Source organism: Actinobaculum sp. oral taxon 183 str. F0552 (assembly GCF_000466165.1).
In the GTDB taxonomy this organism is placed as follows: Bacteria; Actinomycetota; Actinomycetes; order Actinomycetales; family Actinomycetaceae; genus Peptidiphaga.
On record NZ_KE951409.1, the window covers coordinates 23,599 to 43,835 of the forward strand.

General features: G+C 71.0%; 17 protein-coding genes. 11 read left to right on the forward strand and 6 right to left on the reverse strand.

The annotated features are described in order from the left end of the window. Nucleotides 1–289: 289 nt before the first annotated feature. Nucleotides 290–1,339, forward strand: coding sequence for an alpha/beta hydrolase (locus HMPREF0043_RS11360; RefSeq protein WP_198010262.1), 1,050 nt, complete (start codon nucleotides 290–292; stop codon nucleotides 1,337–1,339). A gap of 76 nt (nucleotides 1,340–1,415) precedes the next feature. On the opposite strand, the gene HMPREF0043_RS01860 is transcribed toward HMPREF0043_RS11360, so the two are convergent. Beyond that, nucleotides 1,416–2,282: an ABC transporter ATP-binding protein gene (locus tag HMPREF0043_RS01860; RefSeq protein WP_021601105.1), complete on the reverse strand. Its 867-nt coding sequence runs from the start codon at nucleotides 2,280–2,282 to the stop codon at nucleotides 1,416–1,418. Next, complete coding sequence (locus HMPREF0043_RS01865) at nucleotides 2,272–3,315, reverse strand: ABC transporter substrate-binding protein (RefSeq protein ID WP_021601106.1); 1,044 nt, start codon at nucleotides 3,313–3,315, stop codon at nucleotides 2,272–2,274. The genes HMPREF0043_RS01860 and HMPREF0043_RS01865 overlap by 11 nt, the downstream gene beginning before the upstream one ends. A gap of 283 nt (nucleotides 3,316–3,598) precedes the next feature. Here HMPREF0043_RS01865 and HMPREF0043_RS01870 point away from each other — a divergent pair, with 283 nt between their 5' ends. Both HMPREF0043_RS01870 and HMPREF0043_RS01875 read left to right on the forward strand, forming a co-directional pair. After that, nucleotides 3,599–4,633, forward strand: coding sequence for a FecCD family ABC transporter permease (locus tag HMPREF0043_RS01870; protein WP_021601107.1), 1,035 nt, complete (start codon nucleotides 3,599–3,601; stop codon nucleotides 4,631–4,633). 259 nt (nucleotides 4,634–4,892) lie between these two features. Beyond that, on the forward strand, nucleotides 4,893–6,038 hold the full coding sequence (locus tag HMPREF0043_RS01875; RefSeq protein WP_021601108.1) for a FecCD family ABC transporter permease: 1,146 nt from the start codon (nucleotides 4,893–4,895) through the stop codon (nucleotides 6,036–6,038). Here the strand turns inward: HMPREF0043_RS01875 and HMPREF0043_RS01880 are convergent. After that, entirely contained in the window at nucleotides 6,004–7,701 is a 1,698-nt protein-coding gene (locus HMPREF0043_RS01880) for a dihydroxyacetone kinase family protein (RefSeq protein WP_021601109.1), read from the reverse strand. The genes HMPREF0043_RS01875 and HMPREF0043_RS01880 overlap by 35 nt on opposite strands. A gap of 440 nt (nucleotides 7,702–8,141) precedes the next feature. Here HMPREF0043_RS01880 and HMPREF0043_RS01885 point away from each other — a divergent pair, with 440 nt between their 5' ends. Then, the gene (locus HMPREF0043_RS01885) at nucleotides 8,142–9,182 is read left to right on the forward strand and encodes an alcohol dehydrogenase catalytic domain-containing protein (protein WP_021601111.1); all 1,041 of its coding nucleotides are present in this window, start codon (nucleotides 8,142–8,144) and stop codon (nucleotides 9,180–9,182) included. A gap of 139 nt (nucleotides 9,183–9,321) precedes the next feature. On the opposite strand, the gene HMPREF0043_RS01890 is transcribed toward HMPREF0043_RS01885, so the two are convergent. Both HMPREF0043_RS01890 and HMPREF0043_RS01895 read right to left on the reverse strand, forming a co-directional pair. Beyond that, the gene (locus HMPREF0043_RS01890) at nucleotides 9,322–10,506 is read right to left on the reverse strand and encodes an asparaginase (protein ID WP_021601112.1); all 1,185 of its coding nucleotides are present in this window, start codon (nucleotides 10,504–10,506) and stop codon (nucleotides 9,322–9,324) included. A gap of 71 nt (nucleotides 10,507–10,577) precedes the next feature. After that, nucleotides 10,578–12,071 carry an amino acid permease gene (locus HMPREF0043_RS01895; protein WP_051317393.1) on the reverse strand — a complete coding sequence of 498 codons (1,494 nt, stop codon included), beginning with the start codon at nucleotides 12,069–12,071 and terminating at the stop codon, nucleotides 10,578–10,580. A gap of 419 nt (nucleotides 12,072–12,490) precedes the next feature. Here HMPREF0043_RS01895 and HMPREF0043_RS01900 point away from each other — a divergent pair, with 419 nt between their 5' ends. The 4 genes from HMPREF0043_RS01900 to ispF all read left to right on the forward strand — a co-directional run bounded on the left by HMPREF0043_RS01900 (nucleotide 12,491) and on the right by ispF (nucleotide 15,600). After that, a complete protein-coding gene (locus HMPREF0043_RS01900) occupies nucleotides 12,491–13,228 on the forward strand; it encodes a phosphoglyceromutase (RefSeq protein ID WP_021601115.1) in 738 nt (245 codons plus the stop codon). Between the two features lie 322 nt (nucleotides 13,229–13,550). Then, complete coding sequence (locus HMPREF0043_RS01905; protein ID WP_021601117.1) at nucleotides 13,551–14,042, forward strand: CarD family transcriptional regulator; 492 nt, start codon at nucleotides 13,551–13,553, stop codon at nucleotides 14,040–14,042. Between the two features lie 7 nt (nucleotides 14,043–14,049). Then, the gene (locus HMPREF0043_RS01910; RefSeq protein ID WP_021601118.1) at nucleotides 14,050–14,838 is read left to right on the forward strand and encodes an IspD/TarI family cytidylyltransferase; all 789 of its coding nucleotides are present in this window, start codon (nucleotides 14,050–14,052) and stop codon (nucleotides 14,836–14,838) included. 285 nt (nucleotides 14,839–15,123) lie between these two features. Beyond that, nucleotides 15,124–15,600 carry a 2-C-methyl-D-erythritol 2,4-cyclodiphosphate synthase gene (ispF, locus tag HMPREF0043_RS01915; protein ID WP_021601119.1) on the forward strand — a complete coding sequence of 159 codons (477 nt, stop codon included), beginning with the start codon at nucleotides 15,124–15,126 and terminating at the stop codon, nucleotides 15,598–15,600. 101 nt (nucleotides 15,601–15,701) lie between these two features. On the opposite strand, the gene HMPREF0043_RS01920 is transcribed toward ispF, so the two are convergent. Further along, nucleotides 15,702–17,126 (reverse strand): MFS transporter, encoded by a 1,425-nt coding sequence (locus HMPREF0043_RS01920; protein ID WP_021601120.1) that lies wholly within the window; start codon nucleotides 17,124–17,126, stop codon nucleotides 15,702–15,704. Nucleotides 17,127–17,417: 291 nt separating this feature from the next. Between HMPREF0043_RS01920 and cysS the strand changes: the two genes are divergently transcribed. The 3 genes from cysS to HMPREF0043_RS11365 form a co-directional block, all read left to right on the forward strand. Continuing rightward, nucleotides 17,418–18,845 (forward strand): cysteine--tRNA ligase, encoded by a 1,428-nt coding sequence (cysS, locus tag HMPREF0043_RS01925; protein ID WP_040317625.1) that lies wholly within the window; start codon nucleotides 17,418–17,420, stop codon nucleotides 18,843–18,845. Beyond that, nucleotides 18,845–19,888: a 23S rRNA (guanosine(2251)-2'-O)-methyltransferase RlmB gene (gene rlmB / locus HMPREF0043_RS01930; protein WP_040317626.1), complete on the forward strand. Its 1,044-nt coding sequence runs from the start codon at nucleotides 18,845–18,847 to the stop codon at nucleotides 19,886–19,888. The genes cysS and rlmB overlap by 1 nt, the downstream gene beginning before the upstream one ends. An 8-nt stretch (nucleotides 19,889–19,896) precedes the next feature. Then, the coding region (locus HMPREF0043_RS11365) for a hypothetical protein (RefSeq protein ID WP_021601123.1) at nucleotides 19,897–20,237 on the forward strand (341 nt) is incomplete at its 3' end.

Below are 20,237 nucleotides of genomic sequence, written 5' to 3' on the forward strand. Positions count from 1 at the left end.
ATCCCCTGCCGGGGCCTTGGCGGGCACAATTAACCGCCCACAATGGTTCCACGCTCGAGCGCGGTTGTCAAGGCCGTGGATCGACGCGGCGACTTCCCCCTTCCGCGAAAACGCGCAACGGGCGACGGCGAGCCGTGACAAGATGAGCCGGAAATTCCACAGCATGCGCTTCGCGCCGCGTGCTTTCGCCGAAAGAGCCGCCCGCCGGGTAGAGGGTCCGCTCTCGCGGAGCGGGCGAAAGCCGCGGCGCGACGGGGGTTACGCGCTGGACGAGCGAGAGGAGCGCACGATGAGACGCATCGGCACTGCGATGGTGGCTGGGCTCGTGAGTCTGGCCATGGCCGGATGCTCGGGGGTCGCGTCGAGCAGCGGATCGGGATCCACTGGCGGCCCGGGGGCCGCGACGTCTCTTCCCGCGGGATCGGAGTCCCCTCCGTTGTCGGGCAAGGGGTCGTTCAAAGCCTTCGCTTTCACGAAGGTACCGGAGGCCTACTACAAGAAGGCGAGCCGGCAGGGACGGCTCGAAGAAGTCGAGTACCGGACGGACGACCCGGAGAACGAAGGGTCCACGGTCACCAAGCGCGCCGTCGTCTACCTCCCCCACGGGTACGGCGCGAACCCATCCCAGCGCTACAACGTCTTCTACCTCATGCACGGGGCTGCCGGATCGGAGCGGACCTGGATGGGCACGCAGTCCAAACCCACCGGGTTCAAGCACATGGTCGACCACATGATCCAGGACGGGCGCATCGAGCCGACGATCGTCGTCATGCCGAAGATCGACCGCGGAAAGGACCGCTTCACTTCGACCTTCCCGGCCTTCCACACCGAACTGGAGAAGGCCATCATGCCCCTGGTCGAGGGGAAGTACCGCACGTATGCCGAGAACACGACCCCCCAGGGCTTCGCGGCGTCACGCAGCCACAGAGCCTTCGGCGGCTTCTCCCTCGGCGGGGGAGCGACATGGTCGGTCTTCCAGCACGACCTCGCCTCCTTCGAGTTCTTCCTCCCCATGAGCGGCGAGTTCTGGGACGGCAGGCGCGCCAGGAGGCCGTCGGCCGAGGAAAGGGCCCAGACCCTCGCCAAGATCGCCAAAGACTCGGGGCTGAGCCAACGCGACTACTTCATCTTCGCCGCCACCGGCACCAAGGACGACCTGTACGCGGGCCTGACCTCGCAGATCCAACAGATGCGCAGGCAGACCTCGGCCTTCAGCTATACGGAGAAGAGCTTCGCCGAGGGCAACCTGACCTACTATGTGGTGGACGGAAACCGGCACTCCGTCTCCAACACCTACGTCTACCTGTACAACGGCTTGCAGAACTTCTTCGCCCAGTGACCCGTCGGCGCGGGGAGGGCGAGGCGGGGCAGCCGCCGGCTAGGCGAGGATCGGCGAACGGATAGGCCGGCTGGGCTCAGGGCGCCGCCGTGCGATCGACCGGCCCCGAGTGCGCTCCGGCCTTGGGGACGACCAGCGGAGTCCCGGCCTCGGGGTCGGGGATGATCCGGCAGTCGAGGTCGAACACGGCCTTCACGGTCTCCGCCGTGATGACCTCCGCGGGCGTGCCCGAGGCCACCAGCTGACCGTCGCGCATGGCGACGATGCGATCGGCGTAGCGGCCGGCCTGGTTGAGGTCGTGCAGCACGGCGACGATCGTCGTCCCGTAGCCGTCGACGAGTTCCCGGCAGAGTTCGAGGACGTCGATCTGATGGGTCAGATCGAGGAAGGTCGTCGGCTCGTCGAGCAGGAGGATTTCGGTCTGCTGGGCGAGGACCATCGCGATCCAGACGCGCTGGCGCTGCCCGCCGGACAGCGACGCGACCGGGCGGCCGGCGATCTCCCGCGTGCCGGTGCGCTCCATCGCCTCGGCCACCGCGGCTTCGTCCCGCCCGCTCCACTGCCGCATGAGCCCTTGATGCGGGTAGCGGCCGCGGGAGACGAGATCCGCGACGGTGATGCCGGCGGGAGCCGTCGCCGACTGGGGGAGCATCCCCACCAGCCGCGCGAATTCCTTGGCGCCGTATTCGCGCACCGGCCTGCCGCCGAGCGTCGTGTGCCCCTCGTGCGCCTGGAGGATCCTGCCGAACGTTTTGAGCAGCGTGGACTTCCCGCACGCGTTGGGGCCGATGATCGCCGTCATCGCCTCCGGTTCGATGGAGACGGAGACGCCGTGCAGCACCTCGGTCTGCGAGCGCGGATAGGCCAGGCGCACGTCCTGCGCCTGGAGCGGGCCGGACGCAGGCGCAGACGCGACGGCCGGGCCCGCGATGTCAGCCGACAAGGCGCTTGCTCAACGTGGAAAGGACGTGGTTCGCGGCCGTCGGCCCCGCGTTGAGGTAGAACGGATCGTTGTCGACGGCGACGGCGTGCTCGTTCTTCACAGCCGTGAGCGTCTTCCACAGAGGCAGGGATTCGAGCTTGGAGTTCTTCCCGCCTTTGACGCCGTAGAAGATCCAGGCGGCGTCGGCCTTGTCCAGTTCCTCGGAGCTGATGTCGCGCGAGGTCTTGCCCTTGAAGCTCTGCGCCGCGGGCCGGGCGACTCCCGCGTCCTCGGCGATCGATCCGGCGAACGAGGACACCCCGTAGACGCGCGTGCGCTGGCCGCTCTGATTGAGGAAGGAGACGGTCTGCTTGGGCGTGACCTTCCCGGCCAAGGCCTTGGCCGAGGCGTGGAAGGCGTCGAGCCTCTGCTGGGCGGCGTCGCGCTTGCCGAGTGCATCGGCCAGAAGGAGGAAGTCGGACTTCCAGTTGACGCCGGTCCCCTCGGTGACGACGGTGGGCGCGATGGCCGACAGGGACTTGTAGAGGGCGGCGGAGTCCCCCTTGCCCGCCTTGTTGACGAGGATGAGGTCGGGCTTGAGCTTGGCGATCTCCTCGACGGACGGCTCGGTGCGGCTCCCGATGCTGACGGTCTTCTGGAGCTCGGAGGCCTGGTCGGGGAAGGCGTCCTTGAGGTACTGGGGGACCGTCTCGGTCCCGTCCGGCGAACCGACCCCTACCGGAGCGATCCCGAGCGTCAGAAGGGCGTCGGACTGGCCCGTGGAGACGGCCACGACTCGCTGCGGCTGGGCGCTGACGGTCGTCTCGCCCTTGAAGTGCTTGACGGTCCGGGGGAACTGGCCGTCCGCCTTGCCGCTTCCCTTACCGGCGGCGATCGTCCGGGGCGCGGCGCGCACTGCGTCCCCCTTGGCCGAGGTGGAGGCCGTCGAGGAGGGCGAGGACGACGAATCGTCCTTTCCGCAGGCCGTCACGCCCGACAGGGCGAGGGCGAGGCCGCCGGCGAGGAGGAATGTGTGTGCGAGGCGTATTCTCATAAGGGAAGGCTACCCAAATCAAAACGGAGGCCGATAGGGTGTACGGGTGCGATATGCCTTTTCTCACCCGAGCGGCGTGCGCCGCCGCGCTTCCGCCGTCGGCGGGCCGCCTCGCGACGGCGCGCCTTCCGGCAGGGGCGGATCACCCGGCGAAAACGGACCGTCCCGCGACGGCGAAGAGGGATCTCCCGATGGGGGCGGGCCGCCCGGCGAGGGGAAGGGTGTATCCCCGCTCCCGCCCGGCGGGTCGGCGCACGCGTCGGCCCGGCCGGACGAAGCGCCGGTGGACGAGGCCTCCCTGGGACGCGACCGCGCCCGTCGGCGCAGGTGCGCCATCGCCACCGGGGTCGCAGGCCTGGCCGTGCTCGCCGGGCTGGCCGTGGTCGGCATCGCCATCGGGGCCAAACCGCTCACGATCGGCGAAGTGTGGAGCGGACTGACCGCCACCGGCCGGGACAGGCAGGAGATCCCCGAGGCCGTCATCGTCTGGCAGACGCGCATGCCGCGCACGGCGCTGACCGTCGTCGTCGGGGCGAGCCTCGCCCTCGCGGGAGTCGCCATGCAGGCGCTGACGCGCAACCCGCTGGCCGAGCCCGGGCTGCTGGGGGTGAACTCGGGAGCGGCCTTCGCCGTCGCCCTCGCCATCTCGGCCTTCGGGGCGACGAACGTCGACGACTATGTGTGGTTCGCCTTCGCGGGCTCGGCCCTGGCAGCGAGTTTCATCTACGTCGTGAGCGCGCGGCGGGGCCGGACGAGCGGCGATGCCCACCTCGTCCTCGTCGGGGCCGCCGTCAGCGCGGCTCTGGGCTCGTGCACCGGGATCATCACGATGTTCGACAAAGAGGCCTTCGACTCCTACCGCTTCTGGGTCATCGGCTCCCTGGCGGACCGCGGCTACGGCATCCTCGCCCCGCTCCTGCCCTTCTTCGCCGCCGGCTGCCTGCTCGCCCTGCTCGCCGGACCGTCGCTCAACGCGATGATGCTCGGCGAGGAACAGGCCCAGGCGCTCGGCGTACGGCTGGGGCTAGTCCGGGCCGTCGTCCTGCTGGCCGTCACCCTGCTGTGCGGGGCGGCGACCGCCGCGTCGGGCCCCATCGGCTTCGTGGGCCTGGCGATCCCGCACATCCTCCGGCTCCTCGTCGGCGTCGACCAGCGGACGATCCTCGGGTTGGCCCTCATCGCGGGGCCCTGCTTCATGCTGGCCGCTGACGTCATCGGCCGGGTCGCCGTATCCGGGGAGCTGGAGGTCGGGATCGTCACGGCCTTCCTCGGAGCCCCCGTCCTCATCGCCATTCTCGTGAGAAAGGCCGCGACATGACGGCACCGTGCGAGGCGGCGACGGAACCCCCGCTCGGGACTGCCATGCGAACCCCGCGTGGGGATGGAACGGGAACCCTGTGCGGGGCGGCGGCATGAGCGCCCGGCCCGGGCTGCCCCTGCCAGCCGGAGGCGAGGGAACTCCCCGCTGTCACGAGGATGCGCCGGACGGGTCGCCTGCGTCAACCGGAGACGAGCCTGCGGAGCCGGAGCGCGCGGAGTCGGAATGCACTGAGCCGGAATGGCCGGGACAGACGCCCGTGCGCGCCCGGCCCGCCGGATACGGCAGGATCGCGCTGCCCGGCGGACGCTCGCTGCTCGTGCACCGCGGCTCCCTCGCGGTGGCCGTCGGGCTGCTGGGGGTCGCCTTCCTCGTCGCCATCGCCACTTTGACGACGGGCCCATATAAGATCTCCCCGGGCCGCATCGCCCGCATCCTCGCCGGAGACCGCACCGGCACCGAGGCCTACCTCCTGCTCGAGCAGCGCCTTCCCCGGGTCGTCGCCGCGGCGGCCGTGGGAGCCTGCTTGGCGGCCTCGGGCGCGATCTTCCAGACCACGTCGCGCAACCCGCTGGGCAGCCCCGACCTCATCGGCTTCACGACCGGCGCGGCCACCGGCGGGATCCTCATCATCCTCCTGGCCGGCGAAGGGTCGCAGTCCGCACTCGTCGCGGGCACGTTCTTCGGCGGATTCGCGGCGGCCACGGCCGTCATGCTCATCGGACGCGCGGGCGCGGGGACGGGTCAGCGGCTCATCGTCGGCGGAATCGCCGTGGCCGCCATGCTCTCCTCGACGAACGACTACCTCATCAGCCGGGCCGAGATCGAGGCCGCGGAAAAGGTGAAGGCATGGCAGCACGGCAGCCTCAACGCCGTCTCCTGGCAGGCCGTCGTTCCACTGGCCGTCGCCGCCGCGGTGCTCGTCCCGGCCGCGCTGGCCTGCTCGCGGGACCTGCGCTTCCTAGAGTTGGGCGAGGAAGCCGCCGCCGGAGTGGGCGTCTCGATCGGCCGTGCGCGCACCCTCGCCATGTGCATGGGCGTCTTCCTGGCCGCCGTAGCCGTGGCGACAGCCGGCCCGATCGGCTTCGTGGCCCTCGTCGCCCCGCAACTCTCGCGGCGCCTGGCGCGCTCGCCGGGAATCGCGATCCTGCCCGCCATGGCGACCGGCGCCGTGCTGCTCATGTGCAGCGACTTCCTGGCCCAGCGGCTGCTGAGCCCCTTCCAGATTCCGGTGGGCTTGGTGACCGGGGTGCTGGGAGGGGTCTACCTGGCCTGGCTGCTGCTGGGAGCGGAGCGACGAGGGGGATGGGAGAGCGGCCCGCGGCGGACGGCGGCGACAGTCCGCCGCGGGCACCCTCTCACGCGGACCCTCAGATCCTCTCGACGACCACCGCGGCGACCTTGACCAGGGAGACGGCCCCGGGATCGGGAGTCCCCACGGACTTCTGGCCGAGCGGACGCGCCCGGCCGAGCTTGGCCACGAGATCCCGAGTGGACCGGGCTCCGGCGTCGCCGGCCGCGACGGCGGCCTCGCCCTTGGCCTTGAGATCGCCGTCGGCGGCGAGGAAGGCGTCGACGAGCGGCACGAGGGCGTCGACGAGGGTCTTGTCGCCGACCTGGGCGCCGCCGAGCCGCTGCACGGCGTCACGCGCGGCCGCCAGGGCCTCGCCGACGGCCTTTTCGTCCGGTGCGTCTTGATCGCCGAGCCGCGAGCCGATCGCCGTGAGCAGCGAGCCCCACAGGGCCCCCGACGTGCCCCCGGCGCGATCCGACCACGCGTCGCCTGCGGCGGCGAGAGTCGTGCTCGCTCCGGCGCCCTCGCCCACCAGCCTCTTCGCCGCGGCGGCCGCGGCCCGCGAGCCGTTGGCCATGCCGATGCCGTGGTCGCCGTCGCCCGCGACGGAGTCGAGCTTGCCGAGCTCGTCCTTCTCGGCTTCGAGCATGTCGGCGACGGCCTCGAGGAGACCGGCGATCGTTCCGGCCGCCGCCTGGGAGGCGGCCGAGCCCTTGGCCGCGACGGTCACGGCCGTCGCCTCGGTGTTCAACGCGGTCTCGTCGCGCTGGACGTCGCCGACCGAGCCCTTGCGGTAGGCCGGGGTGTCGCAGGGGGCGTCCCAGTAGGAGAGGAGCTCGTCGTCCACCCACACGAGCGTCAGGGAGATCCCCGCCATGTCCAGGCTCGTGACGAACTCGCCGGATTCGACGTCGACGCATTCGACCCCCGCGGCCTCCAGTCGGTCGACGACGCTGCCGACCACGACGAAGAGCTCCTCGTACTTCGTGGCCCCCAGGCCGTTGACGATCGCGATCACGCGACCGCCCGCATCGGCGGGACGGTCCTCGAGCAGGCCCTCGACGAGGGTCCGGGCGACCTCGTCGGCGGTGCCCAGGCGGGCTTCGTCGACTCCCGGCTCGCCGTGGATGCCCAAGCCGATGCCCATCTTGCCTTCGGGCACGGTGAAGAGCGGGCCGTCGGCGCCGGGGAGCGTGCAGCCGGAGAAGGCTACGCCGAAGGACCTCGTGGCGGCGTTGGCCTTGGCGAAGACGCGCTTGACCTCCTCGAAGTCCTTGCCCGCCTCGGCGGCGGCGCCCGCGATCTTGAAGATGGGGAAGTCCCCCGCGATCCCGCGGCGCTTGTCGAGTTCGTCCTTGGCCCCCGAGGCGATGTCGTCGGTGACCACCAGGGTGTCCGCCTGGATCCCCTCGGAGCGCAGGCGCTCGATGGCCTGCCCGAAGTGCAGGACGTCGCCGGCGTAGTTGCCGAAGCCCATGAGGACCCCCGCGCCGCGCTCGGCCGCCTTCATCACGGAGTAGGCCTGCGCCCCGGAGGGGGAGGAGAAGATGTTGCCGCACACGGCTCCGTCGGCGACGCCCACGCCGACCCAGCCCGCGAAGGCCGGATAGTGGCCGGACCCGCCGCCGTAGACCACGGCGACCTTGCCGTCCGGCGTGGCGGTGGAGCGCACGACGCCTCCGTAGACGGGTTTGACGTACCTTTTGTTGGCTAAGACGAATCCTCGCAGGGACTCTGCGGGGAAATCGGCAGGATTGTTGACTAGTCGCGTCATTGCGTACCTTTCGGAACAGAATGGAGGCGGCCCAGGCGTGACGGTGGACCGCCGCGGTCCTACGATCCTAGGCAGGGAAACGGGATCGGCACAACAAGCGGGCCCTCGCCGTGGCGGAGACGACGGCGAGGCGAAGACCGGGCGATACCGCGGCGCCGGCCGACCTCCCGCGGATCGGAGAAGTCGAACTCCACCCGGACGTCGGCTATGCCCGGCCGATCACGCTCGGATCGTCCGTGAGGCGCCGCCCCGCGCGGGCGCAGGTCCGATGAACCCTCCGGAATCTCCGGAGGGTTCATGCTCCGCCGCCCCGCCCGGACGCAGATTCGGTGCCCGCGCCCTCGATCCCCGCGCCCTCGGCGGCCCTGAGGTCGGAGGTTGCCGTCCCTGCGGGACAATCCGGTTGCGCTGCAGGGCTCGCGCTGCCGTAGGCTTGGCCCATGGATATGACAGCGGCCGTCCTCCGCGGAGTCGGCGACCTCTCGCTGCGGCGTGTGCCGCGCCCTGAGCCCGGGCCGGGCGAGGTCCTCCTCAAAGTCGAGGCGAACACGATCTGCGGCACCGACCTGCGGATCATCTCGGGCGCCAAAACCGCGGGGGTCCGCCCCGGCGTGATCATGGGCCACGAATTCGCCGGAAGGGTCGCCGCCGTCGGCGATGGCGTCGAGGGAGTGGACGTCGGCGTGCAGGCGACGTGCTCGATCGTCCTCTCCTGCGGCCGCTGCGCCCGATGCCTGGCCGGCCGCGAGCACCTGTGCGAGAGCCTCCGGCTCTTCGGATACGAGATCGACGGCGGAATGGCCGAGTACCTCCTCGTGCCGCGGGAGGCGATGGAACGCGGAAACCTCGTGCTGGCGCCCCGCGAGCTCGAACCCACGACGCTGGCGCTGGCCGAACCCGTCAGCTGCTGCCTCAACGGAGCTCGGCAGTTCCGCGTGCGCCCGGGCGATTCCGTCGCCGTCCTGGGGACGGGGCCGATCGGGCTGCTCCACGTCGCACTCGCGAAGCTCGCGGGAGCCACGCGGATCGTAGCCGTCGGACGCCCGGGCCGCCTCGACCCCGCCGTCGAGCTCGGCGCGACGCACGCGCTTTCGGCGCAGGGCGAGGATCTGACCCGCGAGGTCCTCCGCCTGACGGGAGGCGGGGCCGACGTGGCCGTCGTCGCCGTGGGCGACCCCGCCCTGGCCGACCAGGCGCTCCAGATCGCGGCCATCGGCGGAAGGGTCAACTACTTCGCGGGTTTCCCCAAGGGATCGACGGCCCTCATGGAGCCGAACGTCATCCACTACCGCGAGCTCCAGGTGACCGGCGGGTCGAACGCGCGCAGAGCCGACGTGCGCCGGGCGGTGGAGCTGCTCTCCAGCGGGGCCCTCGACGTGGCGAGCCTGGTGACCCACCGGTTCCCGCTGGCCGAGATCGACGCCGCGATCGCGGCCGTGCGCCAGCGCGCGGGCCTGAAAGTGGCGGTCGTGCCGAGCTGACCGGCGACTCGCCGGGAGCCTCGGCTCCTCCTGCTGCTCGCTGCGGCGACCCCGCTAGGCCCGCCTCTCGCTGCTCGGCTCCGGGACGCATGCCGCCGCCTGCATCAGCCTCGGCTCCGCCCGGCGCTCGCCGCGGCCTTCACGGCGCCGGCGGCGTGAGCTCGCCGGCTATCGGCCGCTCGACCCACGCGGCCAGGTCGGCGCCGCGCAGGCCCTGGCAGAGGAGGAAGACGATCTTGGCGTAGACGGCCTCGAGGGTCATGTCGCAGGCGCCGACCGCCCCGGCCCGGGCGACGGCGTCGCCCGCCTCATAGTGGCCCAGGAGGACCTGCGCCTGGTGGCACTGGGAGGCGACGACCACCGGGACGCCGTCGCCGATCGCACGCTCGATCACCGCGGCCAGCCCGGGTTCGGCCGACGGGACGTTGCCCACGCCGTAGGCGCGCAGCAGGACCGCCTCCGGGCGAGGCGTGAGAAGGGCCTGGAGACGGGAGGCCGAGATGCCGGGGGCGAGGTCCAGCACGACGACGTCGTGCCGCGCATACGGCGCGGGAACGCGGGGGCCTTGGCTGCTGCGGCCGCCCGGGAGCGCCGCCCCGCGCGGGGCGCGCGCATCGGATCCCGGGGCGGCGGAGCTCGAGGAGGCGTCGCCGTCGATCGCATGCCCGACCGCCGCGGCCGGTCCGGGTTCGGCCGTCGCGGCGTCCGCCGGCGGAAAGCCTCCGGCGGCCTCTGCCCGGAGAGCCGGCTGGGCTCGGTCGGCGGGCGCATACCACCGCCAGGGCGCGCCCGTGCGCGCGAGCGGAGGGACCGACGGCGAGGCGAAGCCCTCGAAGGCCCACGAGCTGGTCTTCGTCACGCGGTTGCCCGCCAGCAAGTGGTGGCCGAAGAAGAGGCTCACGCCCTGAGCGCGCCCGGAGGCGGCAGCCCGCAGGGCGCCCGTCACGTTCGCGGTCGCGTCGGAGCCGACGTCGCCCAGAGGGTATTGCGAGCCCGTGAAGACCACGGGCTTGCCGAAGCCGGCCATGGCGTAGGAGAGCGCCGCGCTCGAGTAGCTCATGGTGTCGGTTCCGTGGAGCACGACGAAGGCGTCCGCCCGCTCGGCGTGGGCGCGCAGGTCGTCGACGATCGCCTGCCACGATTCGGGCGTGGCGTTCGAGGAGTCGATGAGCGGATCGAGCTCCGTCAGGCTCACCTTCCCGTCGAGCTCGGTCCCCGCGACCAGGGCGCGGAGCCACCCCTTGAGGTCGGCGCCGGGCACGAGCCCGTTGGGGGAGTCCACCATGCCGATGGTTCCGCCCGTGTACGTGACGTGTATGCGCATGTCGTCCTTCCCCGGGGCCGCCGGGATGCCCGCCGTCGCCCGGCTCTGCCGCGGGACGGCGCCGGCTCCCGTCAGTCCGTCGCCCCGTTCTCGGGTTCGGGCGCGTGGTCGGTTCCGCGGGCGCCGTCGCCGGCCTCGTCGAGCACGCCGTCCATGAGGGTGCCGTCGACCCGTCCGCGGACGTAGTACCAGCCGCCCACCATCATCGCCACCACGGGGACGAACAGGGCGAGGGTCCACCGGCCCTGGACGCTCGTGAGGTTCGAGGCGACCACCACGGCGAAGAAGGCCAGGGCCAGATAGTTCGTCACCGGCGCGCCCGGCATCCGGTAGGCGGGGCGGGTCTCCTTCCCCTCGTCCACCCGTTTGAGAAAGACGAGATGGGTCACCAGAATCGAGGCCCACGTTCCCGCGATGCCGATGCCCGCGAGGTTCATGACGACGTCGAAGGCCTCCTTTCCCAGGACGGCGTTGAGGAGCACGCCGATGAGGCCGAGGGCCGAGGTGATGATGATCGCCCCGTAGGGCACGTGGTGCCGGTTCATGCAGACGGCGAAGCGCGGGCCGGAGCCGGCCACGGCCAGGGATCGCAGGGTGCGGCCCGTTGCGTAGAGCCCGGCGTTGAGGGAGGAGAGCGCCGCGGTGAGGACCACGACTTGGATGACGTCGCCCGCATGTGCGACGCCGATGCCCTCGAAGAAGGTGACGAAGGGGGATTCGCTCTTCGAGTACGCGGTGTAGGGCAGGACCAGCGTCATGAGCGCCACGGCGCCCACGTAGAAGACGAAGATGCGGACGATCATCGAGTTGATGGCCTTCGGCAGGACCCTCTCCGCCTCCTTCGCCTCGCCCGCGGCCACTCCGACCATCTCGGTGCCGCCGAAGGCGAAGACGACGCCGAGGATCAGCGCCAGCGCCGGGAGGAGGCCCTCGGGGAAGAGGCCGCCGTGCTCGGAGATGTTGTGGAATCCCGGCGCGTGGTCGGCGACTGTGTGCCCCGCGGCGATCGCCCAGATGGCGATCGCCATGAATCCGAGGATCGTGGCCACCTTGATCGCGGCGAACCAGAATTCCGCCTCGCCGAACATCTTGACGCTGAGCATGTTGAGGATGAAGACCAGGGCCAGGGCGACGAGCGCGATGATCCACTGGGGGATGCCTTGGAACGCCGTCCAATAATGCATGTACACGGCGACGGCCGTGATGTCCGCCATGACGGTCACCGCCCAGTCGAGGAAGAACATCCAGCCCGCGACGTAGGCGCCCTTCTCGCCCGTGAACTCGCGGGCGTAGGAGACGAAGGCCCCCGAGGAGGGGCGGCGGATCGCCAGCTCTCCGAGCGCGCGGACCATGAGGAAGGCGAAGACTCCGCATATTCCGTAGGCGATGACCAGGCCGGGCCCGCCCTCGGCCAGCCGCCCGCCCGCGCCGAGGAACAGCCCCGTTCCGATGGATCCCCCGATGGCGATCATCTGGATGTGGCGGGGCTTGAGCCCCTTGTCGTATCCGGCGTCGCCCCTGTCGTGCGTCGCCGCGGGCGACGCCGGAGAAGGCGCGTCCTTCATCTCCTCCATCGGTCCTCCTGTCGTGGGCATCCGCCCTGTCTCATCCCCGCCGGCCAGGCGGGCGCCCTGCGCCTCTGGAGCTGGGCATGCGGAGCCTCGCCTGCCTGGGAGCTCGGCTTTCGGTACGTTCCATATACGGTAGCCGCGCCAGGCGGTTCGTCGGCAACCCGGCGGGCGGTGCGCGGCGCGGGTCGCAACGCGTCGATCGGGATGATGCCGGACGATTAGGCGGCGCGGGCGGCTTACGCGGGGCGGTGCGCGGCGCGGGTGGACCCGGGAGGGAACCGGCACTCGGGCCCGAAGCCGTCCGACGGGGCCGGTCGCAGGCGCCGCCCGCTCTGCCGCTCGAAGCTTCCCGGCGGGCGCCCATGGGACGAACGGGCTGGCGGTTTCTCGGTGTGGCGTGGGAAAATCGCACTATGCCTTACACCCTCGTACTGCTCCGCCATGGCGAGAGCGAATGGAATGCAAAGAACCTCTTCACCGGATGGGTCGACGTGCCGCTGTCGGAAAAGGGTCGCGCAGAGGCAACCCACGGCGGCGAGCTCCTCAAGGAAGCGGGAGTGCTTCCCGAAAAGCTCTTCACGTCGATGCTGCGACGCGCCATTATGACGGCCAATCTGGCGCTCGACGCCGCAGACCGCCACTGGATCCCCGTCGAACGGCATTGGCGCCTCAACGAACGCCACTACGGGGCGCTCCAGGGCAAGAACAAGAAGGAGATCCGCGACGAGTACGGCGAGGAGCAGTTCATGCTCTGGCGCCGCTCCTACGACGTGCCGCCGCCGGAGATCGAACTCGGCTCCGAATTCTCCCAGGACTCCGACCCGCGCTACGCGGGCGAGCCGATCCCCAGGACCGAATGCCTCAAGGACGTCCTAGAGCGCCTGCTGCCGTACTGGCAGTCCACGATCGTCCCGGAGGTCAAGACCGGCAAGACGGTTCTGATCGCCGCCCACGGGAATTCGCTGCGCGCCATCGTCAAGCATCTGGACGACATCTCCGACGCGGACATCGCCGGCGTCAACATCCCCACGGGGATCCCGCTCGTCTACGAGCTCGACGAGAAGACCCTCAAACCCGTCAAGAAGGGCGGCACCTACCTCGATCCCGAGGCCGAGGCGAAGATCGCCGCGGTGGCCAATCAGGGCAAGTGACATTCCGATGGTATTCCGAGCTTCCTGAAGGTCGGAAATGAATGTGCGGTGGGGCGCGAATGCGACGCCCCACCGCTTTCCTGCATTTCCGATCGTCTGCGAGGTCGAGTCGGGGACTGTGAGGTCGAACCGGCGAATTCGAAGCCTTCATGAATGTCTCAAGCCTTTTCATGCGATTCACTGGGAAATTCGCGTACTGCGCGGGCCGCCCCGTCGAGGCCCCGATTGTCGAGTGTGATTACTCTAGCAAAAGAGTCGAGCGTATACCGATCATGGTAGAATGTCCAGTGGACGTAGCCGGATTGAAGGGGATTGTGCCAGCATGAGTTACACGATTGGGGAGACTGTCGTCTATCCGCACCACGGTGCCGCACGCATTGAGGATATCTATACACGCAAAATCCGCGGAGTGGAGAAAACCTACTTCAAGCTCCGCGTCATGCAAGGCGATCTTGAGATCCAGGTTCCCGCCGACATGCTCGAGGACGTCGGCGTCAGGGATGTGTCCGACGATCAGCAGCTCGAACACGTCTTCACCGTGCTGCGCGCCGAGCAGATCGAGGAACCCGCGAACTGGTCGCGCCGCTACAAGGCGAATTCCGAGAAGCTGGCCTCGGGCGACGTCGTGAAGGTGGCGGAGGTCGTTCGCGACCTGACCCGCCGCGACGCCGACCGCCATCTGTCCGCCGGGGAGAAGCGCATGCTGTCCCAGGCACGCCAGGTCCTCGGCTCGGAGGTCGCGCTCGCGCGCCAGGTCTCCGAGGACGACGCCTTGGAGCTCCTCGACGAGATCCTTGCCGAGTCGGTGGCCTAACGCATCCGTGAGCGTCGTTGCGATCATCGCCGCGGCCGGCCAGGGCACGCGGCTGGGCACCGGCGGCCCGAAGGCCCTGGTCGACCTGGCCGGTGAGCCGCTGCTCGTGCACGCCGCCCGGGCGATACGCGGCTCGGGGGCGGTCGATTCGATCGTCGTGACGGCGCCGTCCGCCCACGTCCGCCTTTTCGACGGCATTCTGACGGCGGCCGGAATCCAGGCGGCCGTCGTCGCCGGAGGGATCACGCGGCAGGCCTCCGTGGCGGCAGGGCTCAACGCCGCTGGAACGGCGGATCACGTGCTGATCCACGACGCCGCCCGCCCGCTCGTGCCCTCCCAGATCGTCCGCCGAGTCGTCTCCGCGCTGCGCCGAGGGCATCCCGCGGTGGTCCCCGCTCTTCCCGTCACGGACACGATCAAGCGGATCACGGCCTCCGATGCGCAGGCCGCGGTCGCGGCAGCCGAAGCGGCCGAGGGACTCGGCGAACCCGCAAGCCTCCCGGACGGCCCCTCGGACTTCCGGATCGAACGCGTCGAGACCACCCTGAACCGCTCTGCCCTGCGCGCCATGCAGACCCCGCAGGGCTTCGCCCTCGAGGCGATCAGACGGGCCCACTCGGCGTTCGCCGACCGCGCCGCAAGCGAGCTGAACGCCGCCCCCGACGACGCCGCACTCGCCGAAGCCGCGGGGATCCCGGTCGTCCTGGTCCGCGGCAGCGAGCGCGCCATGAAGATAACCCGGCCGTTCGACCTGCGCATCGCCGAGCTGCTGCTGGCCGACCCGGCCCTCTGTTAGCCCGTCGGGAACGCCACCGCCCAACCCCGGCGGCCGAACCCAGGCGCGGCGCCGCTACGCCCCGCAGGCGTCGGCGCGATGCGCACGCTCTGGCTACACCCCGCCGTGGCTGCTACGCTCCCCGGTACGCCCCGGCTACGCTCTCCGATCTACCCGCACCCATCGGTGCTGCGCAAGCGGCCCCGCCCGCCGGATCCACCCGGATCCGCCGGGCTGGCAGGCGATCGGACTGCCGGCCGGTCGGGTTCGGGCGAATGCGGCCGAACCCGAAGCTAGGCTTGCATCATGGACTTTCGTGTCGGAACCGGCGTGGACGTGCACGCCTACAGCACCGAGGCCGGCCGCCCCCTCCACCTGGCCTGCCTCCGATGGCCGAGGGAGCGAGGGCTGGAGGGACACTCGGACGCCGACGTCGCCGCACACGCCGCCTGCGACGCCATACTCATCCCGGCGGGCGCCGGCGACCTGGGCACGGCCTTCGGCACCGAGCGGCCCGAATGGGCCGGCGCCTCGGGCGCGGCGCTCCTCGCCGAGTCCGTCAGGCTCGTGCGCGCCGCTGGCTGGGACGTTGCGAACGTGTCCGTTCAAATCATCGGCCAGCGCCCGCGCTTCGCCCCGCGCAGGATTGAGGCGGAAGCGGCGATGAGCGCCGCCGTCGGAGCGCCCGTGGCGGTGAGCGCCACGACAACCGACCGCCTGGGGTTCACCGGCCGCGGCGAAGGGATCGCCGCCATCGCGACGGCCCTGATCCGCCGCGGCTGAGCGTCATCGCGACGGTCCCCGACCGTCAGGCTCGCGAGCCCCCGTCAGCGGGCTCGATCCGCTTGGGATCGAGAGAGCCACCCGTCAGCGGGCTCGATCCGTCAGCGGGCCCGATCGCCGTCGTCGCGCGCCTGGGCCGCCTGCGCCTTGACGGGCAGGAAGGCGAAGAGGCCCGCCAGCAGGACCGCGACGAGGCCGAGGATGCCGAAGATCGCCACGTCGTCCTTCGGCTTGCCGCTGACCGCGTGGGCGAGTGTGATCGCCGAGGAGTACATGAAGGGCGCCAGGAAGGAGACGGCGCGGCCCGTCGTGGCGTACAGACCGAACATCTCCCCCTCGGATCCCCTCGGCGTGATGCGGGCCAGATAGCTGCGCGACGCCGCCTGCACCGGACCGACGAAGACGCACAGCGCCAGGCCGAAGATCCAGAACGTCGCCGGCCCGAGGGGCTTGCCGAGGAACACGACGAGCCCGAGCGAGCACATGGCCACAAGGGAGCCGACGATCACTTTGCGCGAGCCGACCCTGTCATCGACCTGGCCGAAGGCCACCGTGGCCAGGCCCGCCACGAGGTTCGCCGCCACTCCGAAGGCCAGGACCATGGACTCGGAGAAGCCGAAGGCGACGCCGGCCAGCACGCCGCCGAAGGCGAAGATCCCGGCCAGTCCGTCGCGGAAGACCGCCGAGGAGACCAGGAACCACACGACGGAGCGATCGGTCGCCCACAGCCGCCTGACCGAGCGGACGAGGTCGGCGTAGGCGCCGAACACGCCGCGGGACGGGGCGCCCGTCGGGGCGCGGTTGCGCGACAGCACCAGGATCGGCAGCGTGAACACGAGCATCCACGCAGCGCACACCACCATCGACACGCGGATGTGCAGGGCGTCCTCGTGGGTGACCCCGAACAGCCCGGGGTCCGGATTGATGAAGCACACCAGGAGAACGGCCAGCAGCACGATGCTCCCGAGATACCCCATGCCCCAGCCGAAGCCGGAGACCCGGCCCACGGTCGACGGCGTGGCGATGTCGTTGACCATCGAGTTGTACACGACGGTTCCCGTCTCGAAGATGAAATTGCCCAGAGCCAGAAGGGTGAGCCCGAGCCACAGATAGCCCTCGCCCGGTTCGACGAAGAACAGGGCGGCCATCGCGGCGATGACGCCGACGGTCGAGACGGCCAGCACGGTCCGGGATTTGCCGGTGCGGTCCGTCCACTGCCCGACGGCCGGGGCGACCAACGCCACGAGGAGGCCGGCCACGGCCGTCGTCCAGCCGAGGTCGGCGTTGGCCGACGGCCCGAAGATCTCCGGCTTGGTCAGGTACACCGAGAAGACGAAGGTCACGACGACCGCGTCGAAGCTGGACGAGCCCACGTCCCACGCAGCCCAGGCCATCACCCTCTTCGTGAGGAAGCCCTGCCGGCCGGCGGGCGTCGACCCGGCGCGGGAGGGCGACGCCTCGTCAGGGCGCGGGTCGCCGTGGCGGTCGCCGGCGACCGCGGCGTCCGAAGCATTCTGGGTAGACATGCCACATACCTTACGGCTCCGTAGCTGCCCGGGCGAAACCCTCCGCATCGCGAGAACGCCGCGGAGGGCGGCCTCCTCCGGTTCGAGTCGCCTCCCGATCCGGGCGCAAGGAGGGCAGGAGCGTTCCGTCTCGCGGGCCTTGGCCGATCCGTCCCCGGCACCAGCGCCCCTATCCGCCTCGCAGGGCGCCGGGGTGCGAAGCCGGGGTGCGAAGCCGTATCGATGAGGTTGCGTCCTGCCCTGTGGAGCGCCCTGGACTCGGGCCGGCCCGCATTCGATAGGCTTACTGGCGTGAGCTTGAAGATCTACGATTCCGCGACCCGCTCCCTGCGCGACTTCCAACCCCTCGTCGCCGGCCAGGTGGGGATATACCTGTGCGGCGCGACGGTCCAGGGCTCGCCCCACATCGGGCACATGCGCTCCGCCCTCGCCTTCGACGTCTTCGCCCGCTGGCTGCGACGCTCGGGCTACGAGGTGCGCACGGTCCGCAACGTCACCGACATCGACGACAAAATCCTCGACAAATCCGCGCGAGCGGGGTGGCCGTGGTGGGCGTGGGCCTACCGGCACGAGAACGAGTTCTCCGAGGCCTACCGGACGCTCGGCATCCTGCCCCCCACCTACGAGCCGCGCGCCACCGGCCACGTCACCGACATGATCGAGCTCATCGCCCGGATCGTCGAGGCCGGGCACGCCTACGCCGGCGACCCGGGCAACGTGTACTTCGACGTCGCCTCCCTGCCGGACTACGGCTCGCTGACCCGTCAGGAGCTGGCCAACATGTCCGTCGACGAATCGGAGGCCGAGCCCGACAAGCGCGGCCCCCACGACTTCGCCCTGTGGAAGGCCCCGAAACCGGGCGAACCGGCCACCGCCTCATGGGACTCGCCCTGGGGCCGCGGGCGGCCCGGCTGGCACCTGGAGTGCTCGGCGATGGCCGGCCGCTACCTCGGCGACGTCTTCGACGTCCACGGCGGGGGCATCGACCTGCGCTTCCCGCATCATGAGAACGAACAGGCCCAGTCCCACGCCGCCGGGCGCGGCTTCGCCCGCTACTGGATGCACAACGCCTGGGTGACCATCGAAGGCGAGAAGATGAGCAAATCGCTCGGGAACTCGCTCACCGTCCGGGCCGTGGCGCGCGAGGTCCCGCCCGTCGTCCTGCGCCTGGCCCTCGGCACGGTCCACTACCGTTCGACCGTCGCCTACTCCCCGGCGACGCTCGCCGAAGCCGCGGCCGTCTGGGAGCGGCTCTCCGGCTTCGCGACCCGCTCCGCCGACATGGTCGGCGAGGTCCCGCTCGAGGACGTCGCGCACCTGCCCGTCGAGGAGCTCCCGCCCGGATTCGTCTCCGCCATGGACGACGACGTCAACGTCTCGGGGGCCCTGGCCGTCGTCCACGAGGCCGTGACCCGCGGGAACACGGCCCTGGCCTCCCGCGACGCCGACGCCGCCCGCCGCTCCCAGCTGGAAGTCCGCTCCATGCTCGACGTGCTGGGCCTGGACCCGCTCTGCGAGCAGTGGCGCGCTCCGGGCGGTTCGACCGCCGAGCACGCGGCCTTGACCTCCCTCGTGGAGGGGATGCTCGAACGGCGCTCCCAGGCGCGCGCGGCCAAGGACTGGGCGACCGCCGACGCCGTCCGCGACGCCCTGGCCGGCGCGGGCATAGCCGTCGAAGACTCGCCCCAGGGCGTTCGCTGGCACGTGGAAGGACGCTGATGTCGGGAAACCGGATGACCCGCCGCCCCCGGGGGAAGAAGGGCCCGGCCGGAGGCTCGGGCGGCATGGGGCGCCGCAGGCTCGAAGGCAAAGGGCCCACCCCCAAAGCCGAGGACCGCGTCTACCATCCCGCCCACAAACGCAAGCTGCAGGCCGAGTCCGAACGGCGTCGGGCGGAGGAGGCGCGGCACAGGACGGCTCTGCGCGCCGCGCTCCAGCTCGACCGGGGGCATGAGCTCATAGTCGGGCGCAACCCGGTGGTCGAGGCGGTCCGCAGCGGCATCCCCCTCACCCGGGTCTTCATGTCCGGGGCGCTCGCCGGCGACGAGCGCCTGGGCGAGGTCGTTCGCACCGCGACCGCGCTGGGGGCCCCTCTCGTGGAGGTCTCGCGCGCCGAACTCGACCGCATGACCGACGGCGCGGTCCATCAGGGGGTGGCCATCGACGTGCCCCCTCACGAGTACGCCGGTCTCGACGACCTCGTCGAACGAGCGGGGGCGGGCCCTCGAGCCGGGCGCGCGGGGCTGATCGTCGCCCTCGACTCGGTGACCGACCCGCACAACCTGGGCGCGGTCCTGCGCTCGGCGAGCGCTTTCGGGGCGGACGGAGTGGTCGTCCCCGAACGCCGCTCGGCGGGCGTGACCGCCGCGGTGTGGAAGGTCTCGGCGGGCGCGGCCGCGCGCGTCCCGGTGGCGCGGGTGCCCAATCTCGTCAACGCCCTCGGCGCACTGAAGAAGGCCGGATACTTCGCGGTCGGCCTCGACGCCGGCGGCCAGGCGCGCATCGACGGCCTGGGCTTCGCCGACGCGCCCCTCGTCCTGGTCACCGGCTCGGAGGGCAAGGGCTTGGCGCGCCTGACCCGCCAGACCTGCGACGTGATCGCCTCCATCCCGATCGACGCCGACCTGGAGTCGCTCAACGCCGCCGTCGCGACCGGCATCGCCCTCTACCAGATCGACCGCCTGCGCGCGGCCGCCGAACCGCGCGCGGCCGGCCAGGCACCTGCGGTCGAGCCACGCGTGGCCGCAGACGACAGGAGTTAGGAGTTCCCATGGCCATCTGGCGTCCGGTAAGCGGATCGATCACCCGGCTCGATCCCACACTCGCCTCCGTCGAACAGATCGAAGACTTCTTCGCCGAGCGCCGGATCATCGCCCGCGGCGCCGCGTCCGGCGAGGACGGCTACCGGGTCGAGCTGGCCGTGACCGGCCGGCGCCGCCGCGTCGCCACGCTGACCGAGGACGGCGAGGTGGCCGCCGGGCCCTCGCTCTCCGAGCTGGTCGAGACGATGGACGACGCCCTGCGCAAACTGCAGATCGACATCGGCGGGGTGATCGCCTGGGGGGCCATCGACCTCGGTGAAGTCGACGTCGAAGGCGACGACGTCGACCC